Raw genomic sequence first — 14,008 nt, forward strand, 5'->3', positions numbered from 1 at the left:
GGATCACATCCGGCTGCGATACCAGGCAAGCGCCGTCTCGATAATCCTGTCGATACTCGAATGACGAGGCACCCATCCAAGCTCCGCCTCTGCCTTGCCGGCCGCGGCGACGAGAGCCGGTGGATCGCCGGTTCTGCGAGAGCCATAGGCAACGGGGAGGCTTTGCCCGGAAATGCGGCCGACGGCATCGACCAATTCTTTCACCGTCGTTCCGTTGCCGGTGCCGAGGTTGTAGACATGCACGCCTTCGTCCCGCAGCAGCTTTTCTCCGCCAAGGACATGCGCCTGCGCGAGATCGCTGACGTGGATGTAGTCGCGAATAGCGGTGCCGTCGCGCGTGTCGAAATCGGTGCCGTTGATGGTAAAAGTCCGGCCCGGTCTGATCGCCGCTTCTATGGCGAGCGGAACCACATGGGTCTCGGGCTCGTGCCGCTCACCGATCTCGCCGTCGGGATCGCAGCCGGCGGCATTGAAATATCGCAGCATCACCGCATTGAGGCCGCGGGCTCGCGAGAAATCCTCCACCATCCGCTCGATCATGAATTTCGACCACCCATAGGGATTGATCGGCCACTGTGGATGGGCCTCATCGATCGGCGTATACGCCGGAATGCCATAGGATGCGCAGGTGCTTGAAAAGATCAGCCGGTTGATACCGGCTTTCAGCATTTCCTCGATGAGCACCAAAGTCCCGAAGCTATTGTTCCGATAGTAGAGTTCAGGAAATTCGACGGATTCGCCGACATAGGCATAGGCGGCGAAATGGGCGACCACATCAGGGCGGTACTGGCGCAGCGCTGCCGCGACGGCCTGCGCATCGGCAATGTCACCCTCGACCAGCGGACCCCATTTCACGGCGTCGCGCCAGCCGCGGGACAGATTGTCGTAGGTGACAACCGACCACCCGGCCTTGGCGAACGCCTTGCAGCAATGCGAACCGATGTAACCGGCTCCTCCTGTGACGAGGACGGTTTTCATTCGGCAGCGATCGCGTGCGAACCGCCGGACGACAGCAGGTCCTCAAAATAGGCGATCGTTTTACCAAGCCCGGCCCGCAACTGAACCTTCGGCTTCCAGCCGAGTTCGCGCGATGCAACCCCGATATCCGGTTGCCGTTGTCTTGGATCATCGGCAGGCAGGGGCAGGTATTTTATCGCCGACCGGCTTCCGGTCAGCTCTACGACGAGATTGGCAAGCTCCAGCATCGTGAACTCCGCCGGGTTGCCAAGATTGATCGGGCCGGTCACCTCGTCCTTTGTCCCCATCAGCCGCACAAGACCGTCAATGAGGTCGTCGACATAGCAGAACGAGCGGGTCTGCTGACCGCTGCCATAAACCGTGATCGGCTTGTTCTGCAGTGCCTGGACGATGAAGTTGGAAATGACCCGGCCGTCGTCCGGACGCATCCTTGGACCATAGGTGTTGAAGATGCGCGCCACCTTGATCTGCAGCCGGTGCTGGCGCCAGTAATCGAAGAACAGGGTCTCGGCGCAACGCTTGCCCTCGTCATAGCAAGAGCGCGGTCCTATCGGGTTCACCCTGCCCCAGTAACTCTCCTGCTGCGGATGAATCTCGGGATCTCCATAGACTTCGGAGGTGGAGGCCTGGAGGATCTTGGCGCCGACCCGTTTGGCGAGGCCCAGCATGTTGATCGCACCGTGGACGCTGGTCTTGGTCGTCTGTACCGGATCGAACTGGTAGTGGACCGGGCTCGCCGGGCAGGCGAGATTGTAGATCTCGTCGACCTCGACGTAGAGGGGAAAGGTGATGTCGTGACGGACGATTTCGAAGGACTTGTTCTCAAGCAGGTGCGAGACGTTGCTTTTGCGTCCCGTAAAGAAGTTATCGACGCAAATAACCTCCTGCTTTTCCTGCAAAAGTCGTTCGCAAAGGAATGAGCCGAGGAAACCTGCACCGCCAGTAACCAGAATTCGCTTTGTTTGCTGCATGGCCGGTTATCTCGCAGCCGATGCGGTGACGCCATGGCGTTCGGAAACCGCGGCAAGCGTCGGAGCGAGAATGCCGCTTTCAAGGATGCCGTTCATGTTCATCGAACTTCTCCATATGCGTTTCAAAGGCAGGCGGATATTCCGCCGCTCCCATCGCCGGAAAACTGGCGCAGCGGTCAGGGCAATCCATGGCAATAGGACCAAAGATTGTGTCTTCGGACTAAGGTCGAGTCATGGATCAGACTTTAGTCTGATTGAGAGTGACAGTTCTCAGAATGGGTGCTGCCGCCTTGCTCCCCAACAAGTGGTGAAACGCCACGATCTCGAAGACTTCGGCGCCCTCCTTCTCGTCACCGCGCCATGCTTTAACGATGCGGGCATCCCGGCGATCCGCTCGAGGTCACCATGGCCGCGAGCTTCAAGAGGTCAGGCTCGGGCTAGTTTTGGCAGGTTAGATAGGCGGAACACCATGAATAGTCTCAAGGATTGCGGGAAATTCGGATGAGTGAGATCCAAAATAGAGCGGTAACGCTGGTCATGCAAAAAGAAGGCGATCTTGCGCCACAGTCGTCCTCTTACCGCAGTACGCGTTTTCTCAAGAGTGCACTGGACCTCTATTTCTCCCTTGGTGGCGATGAGGATATGGCCGCCGCCCTGGTGAGCAAGGCCCGCCGGACCAAGAATCTGCGCGTCGACGCCGCCGTCGCCAACCTGATGATCGAAGTCGCCGTTGCCAGCCACCTCAGCGACATGGACATGATCCAGGCTACATATAATCGTATTGATGCAGAGCTCGGCACGGAGAGCCGCCGGAGATAGCGGCCGCAGCCACCCTCCTACCTGCTGTAAGAGGCGCCCAGGACTACGCCATGCCATCGAAAGCCGGCATGGCCTTCTGGATCGCGTTACTTGTCCAATTCCCGGTTCTGCTACACTAACGGTCGCCCATGCCGTGCAGCTCCATTACATGCGCATATGACAATTCTCTTGCCTGGCCATGCGTTCCCGCTATCGCCAGGCTTTTAAGGACGCTACGCGTTGCGCGATCGGCAGCTGGGCGACAAACCGAGCGCCGGCGATGTCAGACCAAGTTGGAAAAGGCCCTTAAAGGCAGAGCCTTTTGGTGCCCCTATTCCAAGGTTAGCCAGCGCAGGCGCCTGCTTAGTCCAACCAGAGCTATCAGCACGGCAGCATAGGCCAGAGCGCCGGCGCCGATCTGGAGGGCAACAACGACCCGCCAGGACAAGTCGCGGGAAAAATCATGCCGGACCAGAGCCACCGTCGCAAGCATGACGAGGCTCGGCGGCACGATCAGCAGAATGACACCCTTCGAAATCTCCAGCCAATCCACATTCGCCATCTTCGACTGCAATCCAATGCAGGTCACCAGCGCGAAGGCCGCCGTGAAGCATTGCGCGATCGCCAGTTCCCGTAGCCCGAAGCGAGCGACCATGACGACAACCCCAAGCGAGACGGCGACGTTCAGCAGAGTGACGGGAAGCCGGTATCGAATGTTTCCAACGACGGATAGCGAAGCCTCGTTGATGTAGCCCGGCGCAAGCAGCAGCTGACGCAAGCAAAGAAAGGGGATTATGGACGCCGCAGGCATCCACACTTCTCCAAGCACCAGCCGTACGACAGCCTCGGATATCTGTGCCAGTCCGAGATACATGGGCGCGGCGATGGCGAAGAGAACGAGCAGGAACCGGACACCGGCCAAGCCGACCGATCGCCCCGGTGCCGAGGGCTGCTGATGTGCACGCCGGAAAACCACCCAGCTCAACGAGCGCGCCGGCTCGCCCAGCAACTCTGCAACGACGGCGACGACACGCTCGGCCGCGCGGTAGAAGCCGGCATCCGCTATTCCGAGAAAACTTCCGACAACGAGGGTGCCCGAATAGGAGCCGAGAAAGACGAGCAGGCGGTTGCCGACGATCTGGCGCGAAAACGCCGTGACCTCGACAAGCATAGGTCTCGTCAGGCGCAGGCGCGGTAGCCGCATCGCGATCTGCATCGACCCTACCAGCAAAACGAGCTGGCAAACTATTTTGCCCGCCGCCAGCGCTGACGCATGCCCATGCAGGTGGAGCAACGCTACTACGGTCATCAGGCCTGACAGCTCCCCCACGATCCTGACGATTGCACGTTGACGCAGGCGGCCCAGGGCGACGAGCATTCCATCGAAAGCCGCGGTGAGCGCCGCGGGCAACATCCAGCAACTGAACAGGACAATAAGCGCACTCTGGGTTTCGTCGGCCGTGCGGGTGTAGAAGACGGCGGCGGCGATTACGCCAACAGCGGTAAATAAGCCGCCGCTGATGAGCGAGATGGTGGCGACCTGATCGAAGCAATCGTCACCATCGTGCGCCTTCATGATGAATTCCGCCCATCCGCCTTCCGCCACCACCACAAGCAAGGTGGCGATGGCGGAAACGAATGCGAAAAGCCCGAACTCCATCGGGCTCAGCATGCGCGCTGCGACCAGGAACGTCGCGACCTGCGAAAGCTGCGAAACAATCTTGGCCGTGACGATCCAGATTCCGCCGGATACGATCAACGGGACGAACTGACGTTCCACGGCTCCAACCGGTTGCGAACTCACGGGCTAACGGTCTCCCAGATGAAAGATGATGGAATATCGGATAGCCCAGTCAGCCTCGCTGCGATTGAGCGGCTCTCGGCCCCAGCGAAGCCAGGGCCACCCACCCCTCGCACCCTCAGACGCCCAGATTTCCTCCTGACTGGTCAGCACAGGCCGCAATCCGGAGGCCTTCAGCACCCGGGTCTTGACGTCGAGATCGATTCCGTCGACGAACAGATATCCGCCCGGAGCGACCAGCCTTATCATGTTGCGCAGGCACCTTTCGGCCAGCGGATCTTCCATCGGCCCCATAAAATTGTTCGCCAGCAGGAAGTCCTGCCGCCCCAAGAGATCTTGGAGACTGTCGTCCGTCGCATCGGCCGTCAGCCAGGTGATGTCTTGTCTGAGCCAGTCTCTCACTCGTAGCGATCCATCTGGAAGAGGCTGCAGCAACTCGCTAAGCGATGACACGTCGACACTTGCGACCTCCGCCCTGCCCGCAGCGTAGGCGCTTCCTTGAGCCGCCGGGACATCCGGATGGTAGATCCCCCGCCTTGCCACCTCCACGACGGTGTCGGATATGTCTGCGCCATATGCCGTAAGGCGCAGATCATCGCGGACACGCCTGATCGCATAGAGGACCGAATAGAGCTCGGCGCCCGTACTGCAGCCGATCGACGCGATCTTGACTTGAGCATCGCGCGGAAATTGCGAGGCGAGCGCTTCGATCACCGACAATAGCGGTGGGTTGCGCATGAAATGGGTATAGTGGGTCTGAAGCCGCACGGTATTCCGCGTGAATTTTCGGTAGATGTACCGTCCGGCGCGAAACATGAGCGGCGTCTGCCGCACGGGGCTTGGGATGGTCTCCCAAACCGCACGACAAAGGCGACGGGGGACCTGACGGAGAGAGATGAAACCAGTCATGGTCATCGACATCGAATACTCCTTCGAAATTGCCGACAGATCCCGTGGAGATCGGGCAGGCAATGGGGGCCTGAATCGGGTCGGGACAAATCGCAAGCCGATAAGATGACCTGCGCCGTCATCGAAGAACTCACCTGAAGCCTGCCGAAATCTATGTCCGAAGAGGCCGACTGGTTTCGGCAGCGTCGATTGAGTTCGAGCTGCATTCATGATGCAAGGAGCGACTGTCCGACCGAGTACAAAAATTCCTGGCGGTGTTGGGCAAGGCTCTATGGTGGAGGATGAAAAGCCCAAGGCTCGGGAGGAGACGGCGGCGACCAATGCCTTGCGAAATATGTCCGCACAATCGCCGGCGCCGGGAGAAAAGCCCGCGGGCTGACGACGTCAAAGACGGAACAAACGACGCTGCTGCATCGGCGAGCATATATCAATTGGCGCATCTGCTTGGTTCCATTGCCGAGATCGGTCCGGGCACAATCATGGTAGAAACCCAGCGGCGCAGCGTCGCCATGGCCGCCAGATAGCCGGCGATCAATGGGAAATTCAGGGCCGAGGCGATCTGGGACTTCTTCATACTAGAGTTTTAGGGCTGTCCATCCTTTGTCTCAATTCGGCAAACCGTGTCGGACTATCGGCCAAATGGAGTAGCGGCACACCCGCAGGCCCGCCCCGCCGCCAACAATCATCAGGTTGTGGCCGTTTGCGGCAGGCACCATTGCGCTGGTCGGCCACCTGTTCGCCGATGGCGATAGGCTTTTTTCGCCGCGCAATGGCAAAGGCTTTGCCGCAAGGGCGGACCGCTCTCTTCGTTCCGGCCGAAACGGGCGCCTATGCCGAGCAAGAAAAGATTTTCGGGAACCTTTTGCTGGCAACCGCATCTAACGGCTGTTTCAGGTGCCGAAGGCGTCTGGAGTTTTCCCATGGAGGATAGGAGACCAACATGTTCAAGAGACTTCTCACGGCAACCGCGATGGCTGCGGCACTCGCGACCGCGGCGTTCGCCGCCGACAAACCGACGGATCCGCAGATCGCGCATATCGCCTACACGGCTGGCGAGATCGACATCGCGGCCGCCAAGCAGGCTCTCAAGATGAGCAAGAACGCCGAGGTTCGGCAATTCGCCGAGACAATGGAGCGCGACCACGCGGCCGTGAACAAACAGGCGCTTGCCCTGCTCAAGAAATTGAAAGTCAAGCCCGAAGACAACGACACCAGCAAGTCGCTGTCGTCTGCCGCCAAAGCGGAGCTGACGAAACTCTCCAAGCTTCATGGCTCAGCGTTCGACAAGGCCTATGTCGATAACGAAGTGGCCTATCACAAGCAGGTCAACGGAGCGCTTGAGACATTGCTGATCCCGTCGGCTCAGAATGATGAACTGAAATCGCTGCTGCAGACTGGTCTGAAGCTCTTCAAGGAGCACCAGACGCATGCCGAGCACCTTGCGTCGATGGTCAAGTAGGCTCGCCATGCGTTCTCCGTTTCGCATCCTTGCGGCGTTGGTATTCGCAGGGCTCGTGGTTGGAGGCCCCGCAATCGCGGTGGCCGCCAATCACGACATCATCATCGCCCATATGCAGTTCGGCACGGTGCCGCCGTTGCATGTCGGCGATGTGATCACCTGGCGTAATGATGATATATTCCGCCATAGCGCGACCGCACGCGACAAGAGCTTCGACATCGACCTGCCGCCGAAGTCGCAAAAAAGCATGACGGTCAAACAGGCGGGGAAAGTGGATTTCTATTGCCGCTTTCATCCGATGATGACGGGCACGCTTGATGTCCAGCCATAGGCTGGGCGTGGATGCACTGAACTATGCTGGAGTGATCATGGCTGGCATCCCCACTGCGGCGTCGAGGCACGTGCCGGACATGGCAGCGCTATCCGATACCGATCTCGTCGTCCACGCCAGGACGGGCGACGAGATGGCCATACGTATCCTTGTGCAGCGGCACAACCGTCGCCTGTTTCGATCGGCCCGCGCCATCGTCCGCGACGACGCGGAAGCGGAAGATATCGTCCAGGCGACCTATGTGCACGCCTTCACACATCTCAACGCATTTCGCGACGAGGCACAACTTTCGACCTGGCTCACCCGGATCACGCTCAACGAAGCGCTCGGGCGCGTACGACGCCACCGGCCAAACGTCGGTTTGGAGGAGATCGACATGACTGTAGAAGCAGGACGGGGCGAGCTGCTGCAATTTCCAACCCCGCTCTCGGGCGCAGACCCCGAGACCGAGTTTTCCCGTGGCGAGGCGCGCCGTCTGCTTGAGCGGACGGTCGATGGGTTGCCTGACGAGTTCCGTGCGATCTTCGTGCTGCGGGACGTCGAAGGGATGAGCACCGAGGAGGCCGCGTCATATCTCGGCATCAAGCCGGCAACAGCGAAAACCAGGCTACACCGCGCACGCAAGATGATGCGAACCGCGATCGAAAAGCAGTTGGTGGGAGCATTCACGCAGCTGTTCCCGTTCGACGGAGCGCGATGCGTCGCGATGGCAGACCGCGTCATCGCGCAGCTGCGAGTTGCTCAGCCGAACAGAACATAATCGGGGCGATGAGCTGGGGTTGGGCCGGAATCGAACCGGCCTGAACCGATCGCTCAGGTATCCGTTACTGCCAGTCCACACCGACCCGCTCGGGCTGGCTAGCGGGTGCTGCGACACCATCCAAACCGGTTGCAACGACCGACACCCGGAAAACCCCATCGAGGTTTCTGTCGAAGATCGCTCCGACAACAATATCGGCGTCAGTGAGAACTTCGTCCCTTATGCGGCTTGCGGCCTCGTCCACCTCAAACAGCGTCATGTCCGTTCCGCCGGAAATGGAGATCAGCACACCTCGCGCGCCCTTCATGCTCATGTCATCCAGAAGCGGGTTGGCGACGGCAGCCTCCGCCGCCTTCAGGGCGCGGCCCGGTCCCGACGCTTCGCCCGTTCCCATCATGGCCCGACCCATTCCACGCATGACGGTTTTGACGTCGGCAAAATCGAGGTTGATGAGGCCCTCCTTAACGATCAGATCCGTGATGCAGCTCACGCCGGCATAGAGGACCCTGTCCGCCGTCACGAAAGCATTGGCGAAGGTGGTGGTCGCGTCTGCAATACGAAACAAGTTCTGATTGGGAATGACGATGACCGTATCCGCACTTTCGCGAAGCCGCTCGATACCTTCATCGGCGGTGCGCATGCGACGGTTGCCTTCGAAGGTAAAGGGTTTGGTGACGACGCCGACCGTCAGAATGCCTGCCTGCCGCGCGACCTTGGCTATAACCGGAGCGGCGCCTGTCCCCGTACCGCCACCCATTCCGGCAGTGATGAAGCACATATGCGTCCCGTGAAGATGATCCATGATCTCATCGATGGTTTCCTCGGCCGCCGCGCGGCCGATATCCGGCAAGGAGCCGGCGCCGAGACCTTCCGTTACCTGCGCCCCAAGTTGAATGCGCCTGGTCGCTTTCGATGTCGCGAGCGCCTGAGCATCCGTATTGGCCGCGATGAATTCGACGCCCTGGAGCTTTTCGGCAATCATGTTGTTGATTGCGTTGCCGCCGCCGCCGCCAACGCCCACGATGGAAATCTTGGGGATCACCCCAGATATGGGCGTGCGGATGTCGGTCATGAAGAACTCCATTGGATCAAGTCACTCTCAAACGGGATCGCTTGCGGCCTCCCAGAATAGAGACCTTGGCGATTCGCTGAACATAGGGATCTTACCGGGGAACATGTGCGCATTGCGGCACCGGCCGGCTTCCCTCCACAATTTAATGAGCAATGAGCTTGAGGGGATCCCACGATATGACCCGCATCTGGAAATCTGTGGCGATGAGATAGTCGATCACCGGCCAAGGCTACAGTGGGTCCTACCTCGTTTACATCGTTGGCGTCGTCGCCTAGTGGTGGCTGAAAGCCATAGAATGAGCAGGTGAGCGACCATGTTGATCAAGCAAAGCGACTACCATCGGATTTATCGGGTCATCAATAGCCTGGTCGTCAACGAAAATAGCAATCCCGCCGTCGCCAGCATGTACTTCAGCACATTCGGCGCCTTCATCCTCGAACAGCACTACAAGATCAGAGCCACGCCCAAGGGCGGTCTTGCCGCATACAATTTCGGAGGGACGGTTCTGCTTTTCGCAGACCACCGCGAAGACGGTTACGTGACCGGTGCCGGCGACAATTTTCATTGCTGGGTGGAAGCTGATGGCTGGGCGATCGATTTCATGGCGCCAGCCTTTGCCGAAACCGCGCGCGAGCTTGGAATAGCGTCGAAGATGTTCCAGCGTCCGCTGACAGCAATGGCTCCATCCATCAACGATCTCAGCGGTTCAGGCGATTTCTTCTATCAGTCCGAACCGGCGGCGATGGCCCGACGCTTCGCAGACTGGCACAAGCACGCTGTGATCGGCGACCTTGCCGGCATCGCCTCCAACTGGTTCCGAAAATCTCCCAAACAGATGCAGCCTTCGATATCCGTCAACGACCGGCAAGGGAAACTCAGAGACCTCCCCCTTACCGGCAGCTCGCTTATCGGCGCATGGTGAGCCTTATGATTTGCGAACCGGGATCGGCCTGAAGCCCAGCACGAAATCAACGACCTTCGATGATGACATTTCGCAGGGCTTGAGAGCAGGCTTTGCGCCTGCAAGCACATAAAGATTGAAGCTGACTATGTCGGCCCCGCCAAGCTCTTCACCATAGAGCCAGATCCGCTTGCCGTCGGCCGACCGCTTCACGGTCGCGCTCCAGGGGCGTCCCTGAAAGCGTCCTTCGATGTAACCGTCGGGCAGCCGGGCAAGAGCGTGTTCGAATTCCGGGAATTCGTCGACTAACGGGTCCCTTTCCTCGCTCGTCATCACGGTGCGAGGCATTCGTCACATATGCCGCAGCCATCGTCGTCCATTCTCGCCGCCGAGCGCATCCTTCGACAGCAAAGACATGTTTTGGTGTCTGCGCAGGTCTCCTCGACACGCTCGGGCGGAAGGATCTCCATATGCAGGTCGGGAAGCGGGTCGGAAGCGAAATGGCCCATATCAAGGCTCCATGGCGGGGACTGATAAGAGATAGTGAGCTTCGGACGCATAGCAAGGTGGCGCTTGCGGCATACATTGGCCGCATGCGTTGCATGAGGCGATTTGTCCAAGTCTCCACCAGCGAGACGCAGAGCCGGTTTGATATCGCCGTCAATGGTGGTATGTTCTGCATTTGTTTCGTTGTCGGCGATTGAAGGCCCTGTTGAACATGCAGTTTGATGACTGAGATCGCCATGAACGATATGAGCTCGAGCCCCGTCCGGAAGATCATCCATGTGGATATGGATGCCTTCTATGCATCGGTCGAACAGCGAGACAACCCCGAACTGCGCGGCAAGCCGCTTGCGGTCGGCGGCTCCGCGGCGCGTGGCGTAGTGGCAGCGGCAAGCTACGAGGCCCGCGCTTTCGGCGTTCATTCGGCCATGCCGTCTGTCACGGCGAAACGGAAATGCCCGGACCTGATCTTCGTGCCGCCTCGCTTCGATGTCTACAGGGCGGTGTCGCAGCAGATCCGCGAAATCTTTGCAGAATATACGCCGCTGATCGAGCCGTTATCGCTCGACGAAGCCTATCTCGATGTCACGCAGAATCTCAAGGGCATGGAGATCGCCACCGAAATTGCACTGGAGATCCGGGCCAGGATCAAGCAAACCACCGGGCTCAATGCCTCGGCCGGCATCTCCTACAACAAATTCCTCGCCAAGATGGCAAGCGACCTGAACAAGCCCAACGGCCAGGCGGTGATCACGCCAAAGAACGGACCGGCCTTCGTCGAAACGCTTCCCGTCAAGAAATTCCATGGTGTCGGCCCGGCAACGGCCGAGCGCATGCGCAAATACGGCATCGAAACCGGGCTCGATCTGAAGTCGAAGTCCCTCGCCTTCCTGCAGGAGCATTTCGGAAAGGCGGGAGCATATTTCTACGGCATCGCGCGCGGCATCGACGAGCGTCAGGTGAAAGCCGATCGGGTCCGGAAATCCGTGGGCGCGGAGGATACATTTGTCGAGGATATCGACGATCTCGCACTGGCGACGGCGGAGCTGCGACCGCTATCAGAGAAGGTCTGGCGCTACTGCGAGACCGGCGGCATCGGTGCCAAGACAGTGACCGTGAAGATCAAATATTCGGACTTCACCCAAGCGACGCGCAGCCGGACAGGCCCCTTTCCGGCCGCCGATGTCGGCGAAGTTTTCGAGACGGCATCAGCGCTTCTAGCAACCGTCTACCCGTTCAAGCGCCCCGTGCGCCTGCTCGGCGTCACGCTCTCTTCCCTGACGAACGAAGAAGCCGACGATGATCAATCACAGCCCCAGCTCGATCTCGGTATCTGAGGAGCGGTCATGGGTCTGCCGCGGAACGAGATGCAGCGCTTCGATGCAAGCAGCCGCATTGCCGGGGGCGAAATTTCCGGCCGACAGCGGCGTGTTTTGACGCGTGCGGGGCGCCCCGCTTCTACAGGCCCTCTTCCCTGGCATAGGCTGTCAACAAGTCGGGAAAATCCTTCTCCGGCGTAGCCTTCAACAAGGCGCGCGTGGTGATGGCTTCGATATGATCGGTCATCAGGCTGCGCGCCTTGTCGCGGTCGGCCCGCGCGAGAGCGGCGATGAGCTCCCGGTGCTCGGAGACGGCGCAATCCGGGGAATGCGGGCGACCGTAGAGCGAGAGAATGAGCGACGAGCGCGAAACGAGCTCGGTGACATAGCGCAGGAGCACGTCATTCTCGGTCAGCGTGGCGAGCAGAACGTGAAATTCGCCGGAGAGCTGGATCGAAGTGGAGGCGTTGTTGACCCTTGCATTGTCTTCGGCATCGACATGGGCTTCGAGCCGCCGGATCTGCTGCGGCGTCAGTCTGCCGATCAGCGTCTCCACCACCATCGCCTCCAAGACGCTGCGCACGGCCAGGATGTTGCGACCGTCTTCGAGACTCGGCTGCGCGACGCAGGCGCCCTTGTGCGGGCGCTGCTCGATCAGGCCCTCACCGTTAAGCCGGGCGAGTGCCTGACGGACGATCGTGCGGCTGACGCCAAGCCGGTCGCCGATCGAATCCTCGGGAAGCTTCGTCCCCGCCGCCAGCGTCTGGTCGAGGATCGCCCGCTTCAAGGTGCGATAGACCGCATCAGATTTGGAGACCGCGGTTTTCGGTTTCTTATCACTGGAATTGAAAGCCATAATCGTCCTCAACTATGATATCCGAGGATGCGGCAAAGCAAGAATTTCACGCATCGCAGGAGGCAAGAACTTCTATCATCTCAACGATCACACAAAGTCCTGGCTCACCAGAAACATTCGCCCCGCAGAGGCGCGCGCCCGTGATGAGTGTCGCTAGCCGACATTTGGAAGCTTGCCGCTTGGAACGCCATCGCGCACCATAATGCGACCACGGCGAATGACGGTTCGCCGCTGCGGCGTCAACGCGACGGCCTCGGCAAGGGTTCTTGCCGGCACGAGCACCACGTCGCCGTGGCAACCGCTTGACAGACCGTAGTCCTCAAGAGCCATGCACTCGGCGCCGCCGAAAGTACAGATGCGTGCCGCCTCCGCCAGATCGACATCGTTGGTCATGCCGTTGCGCTGCGCGAGATATTTTGCTCTTTCCAGCATGTCGCCGTTGCCCCATGGCTCCCATGTGCCCTGGATGCCGTCGGAGCCGGAGGCCATCACGATGCCGGCCTCGCGCATTGCCCGCAGCGGCAGAGCCGGTGCGGAGGGGCTGCCGACCGTCATGACGGCAATCTCTTCGGCGGCGAGCATGTCAATGAGCATCCGTTGTCTCGGTGCATCCAGCATGCCGAGGCAATAGGCATGACTCACCATGACTTTGCCCTGCATGGAAAGGGCACGGGTTCGCTCGGCGATGAGCTCGAGACAGAAAGCACCGAGCTCCCCGGGCTCGTGCAGATGGATATCGATCGGTTTTCCGTAACGGTCGGCGAGAGCGAAGATCGCATCCAGATGGCGCACCGGGTTGCGGTCGATGCTTGCCGGATCGATGCCGCCAACAATGTCGGCGCCGGCCTTCAACGCCGCCTCCATCAGGTCAAGCGTCCCCTCGCGCACCAGCATGCCGCTCTGCGGGAAGGCCACGACCTGGACGTCCACCAAGTCCCTGAATGCGTTGCGCGTCTCGATGACGCCCTCCACATTGGCGAGGCCGATTTCGGTATCGACATCGACATGGCTGCGAATGTGCAGCACGCCGAAGGCTAGCGTTTGCAGAATCTGTCGCGCCGACTGCCGGCGCGCGTCGATGCCCAGCTCTCGTTTCGCCTGCCGGTCGGCGATAATCCGCTCGTTGCGTGTCGGGCCGACGCGGTTCTCGAACCAGTCCATGCCGACCAGAGTCTTATCGAGATGCGTGTGCGCCTCGACCAATCCGGGCAGCGCGACATAACCACTGCCATCGATCTCGACTGCAGGCTTTCCGGCCCGGCTGTCGGCAAAGCGGCCGTCCAGAATGTAAAGGTCCCTCGTCTCGCCGCCGAACGGCCTGACATTGCGAATGAGAATATCGTCCATGA

The 14,008-nt window shown here is 59.9% G+C and carries 15 protein-coding genes; 6 read left to right on the forward strand and 9 right to left on the reverse strand.

Features of this window, described 5'->3' with window-relative positions:
* Positions 1–3: 3 nt before the first annotated feature.
* Together galE and RHSP_RS27595 are read right to left on the reverse strand one after the other, a co-directional pair.
* Positions 4–978 carry a UDP-glucose 4-epimerase GalE gene (gene galE, locus RHSP_RS27590; protein ID WP_004126572.1) on the reverse strand — a complete coding sequence of 325 codons (975 nt, stop codon included), beginning with the start codon at positions 976–978 and terminating at the stop codon, positions 4–6.
* Positions 975–1,949, reverse strand: a complete 975-nt coding sequence (locus tag RHSP_RS27595) for a UDP-glucuronic acid decarboxylase family protein (protein WP_004126576.1) — start codon at positions 1,947–1,949, stop codon at positions 975–977. Before RHSP_RS27595 ends, galE begins: the two co-directional genes overlap by 4 nt.
* Positions 1,950–2,450: 501 nt before the next feature.
* Here RHSP_RS27595 and RHSP_RS27600 point away from each other — a divergent pair.
* Positions 2,451–2,768 carry a hypothetical protein gene (locus RHSP_RS27600; RefSeq protein WP_004126578.1) on the forward strand — a complete coding sequence of 106 codons (318 nt, stop codon included), beginning with the start codon at positions 2,451–2,453 and terminating at the stop codon, positions 2,766–2,768.
* A gap of 310 nt (positions 2,769–3,078) precedes the next feature.
* Here the strand turns inward: RHSP_RS27600 and RHSP_RS27605 are convergent, their stop codons facing one another.
* From RHSP_RS27605 to RHSP_RS34930, 3 genes are all read right to left on the reverse strand, one after another.
* Entirely contained in the window at positions 3,079–4,551 is a 1,473-nt protein-coding gene (locus tag RHSP_RS27605; RefSeq protein ID WP_004126580.1) for an oligosaccharide flippase family protein, read from the reverse strand.
* 3 nt (positions 4,552–4,554) lie between these two features.
* Positions 4,555–5,469 carry a CheR family methyltransferase gene (locus RHSP_RS27610; RefSeq protein WP_157385453.1) on the reverse strand — a complete coding sequence of 305 codons (915 nt, stop codon included), beginning with the start codon at positions 5,467–5,469 and terminating at the stop codon, positions 4,555–4,557.
* 415 nt (positions 5,470–5,884) lie between these two features.
* The gene (locus RHSP_RS34930; RefSeq protein ID WP_157385454.1) at positions 5,885–6,031 is read right to left on the reverse strand and encodes a hypothetical protein; all 147 of its coding nucleotides are present in this window, start codon (positions 6,029–6,031) and stop codon (positions 5,885–5,887) included.
* A 366-nt stretch (positions 6,032–6,397) separates the two neighbouring features.
* Between RHSP_RS34930 and RHSP_RS27615 the strand changes: the two genes are divergently transcribed.
* From RHSP_RS27615 to RHSP_RS27625, 3 genes are read left to right on the forward strand one after another with little or no spacing between them, the layout of a single operon-like run.
* The gene (locus RHSP_RS27615; protein ID WP_004126586.1) at positions 6,398–6,916 is read left to right on the forward strand and encodes a DUF4142 domain-containing protein; all 519 of its coding nucleotides are present in this window, start codon (positions 6,398–6,400) and stop codon (positions 6,914–6,916) included.
* Between the two features lie 7 nt (positions 6,917–6,923).
* Positions 6,924–7,247 carry a cupredoxin domain-containing protein gene (locus RHSP_RS27620; protein WP_004126590.1) on the forward strand — a complete coding sequence of 108 codons (324 nt, stop codon included), beginning with the start codon at positions 6,924–6,926 and terminating at the stop codon, positions 7,245–7,247.
* A gap of 37 nt (positions 7,248–7,284) precedes the next feature.
* On the forward strand, positions 7,285–8,007 hold the full coding sequence (locus tag RHSP_RS27625; RefSeq protein WP_037154947.1) for an RNA polymerase sigma factor: 723 nt from the start codon (positions 7,285–7,287) through the stop codon (positions 8,005–8,007).
* 64 nt (positions 8,008–8,071) lie between these two features.
* Here the strand turns inward: RHSP_RS27625 and ftsZ are convergent, their stop codons facing one another.
* A complete protein-coding gene (gene ftsZ, locus RHSP_RS27630; RefSeq protein WP_037154950.1) occupies positions 8,072–9,079 on the reverse strand; it encodes a cell division protein FtsZ in 1,008 nt (335 codons plus the stop codon).
* 313 nt (positions 9,080–9,392) lie between these two features.
* Here ftsZ and RHSP_RS27635 point away from each other — a divergent pair, with 313 nt between their 5' ends.
* Positions 9,393–10,001 carry a DUF2026 family protein gene (locus RHSP_RS27635; protein ID WP_004126599.1) on the forward strand — a complete coding sequence of 203 codons (609 nt, stop codon included), beginning with the start codon at positions 9,393–9,395 and terminating at the stop codon, positions 9,999–10,001.
* Between the two features lie 3 nt (positions 10,002–10,004).
* Here the strand turns inward: RHSP_RS27635 and RHSP_RS27640 are convergent, their stop codons facing one another.
* On the reverse strand, positions 10,005–10,328 hold the full coding sequence (locus RHSP_RS27640) for a hypothetical protein (RefSeq protein WP_004126602.1): 324 nt from the start codon (positions 10,326–10,328) through the stop codon (positions 10,005–10,007).
* A 395-nt stretch (positions 10,329–10,723) separates the two neighbouring features.
* Between RHSP_RS27640 and dinB the strand changes: the two genes are divergently transcribed.
* Complete coding sequence (gene dinB / locus RHSP_RS27650) at positions 10,724–11,821, forward strand: DNA polymerase IV (RefSeq protein ID WP_037154860.1); 1,098 nt, start codon at positions 10,724–10,726, stop codon at positions 11,819–11,821.
* A 121-nt stretch (positions 11,822–11,942) separates the two neighbouring features.
* Here the strand turns inward: dinB and RHSP_RS27655 are convergent, their stop codons facing one another.
* Both RHSP_RS27655 and RHSP_RS27660 read right to left on the reverse strand, forming a co-directional pair.
* A complete protein-coding gene (locus RHSP_RS27655; RefSeq protein ID WP_004126610.1) occupies positions 11,943–12,659 on the reverse strand; it encodes a GntR family transcriptional regulator in 717 nt (238 codons plus the stop codon).
* Between the two features lie 153 nt (positions 12,660–12,812).
* Positions 12,813–14,006, reverse strand: a complete 1,194-nt coding sequence (locus RHSP_RS27660; protein ID WP_004126613.1) for an amidohydrolase family protein — start codon at positions 14,004–14,006, stop codon at positions 12,813–12,815.
* Positions 14,007–14,008 lie beyond the last annotated feature (2 nt).

This window comes from Rhizobium freirei PRF 81 (assembly GCF_000359745.1).
GTDB classification, from domain to species: domain Bacteria; phylum Pseudomonadota; class Alphaproteobacteria; order Rhizobiales; family Rhizobiaceae; genus Rhizobium; species Rhizobium freirei.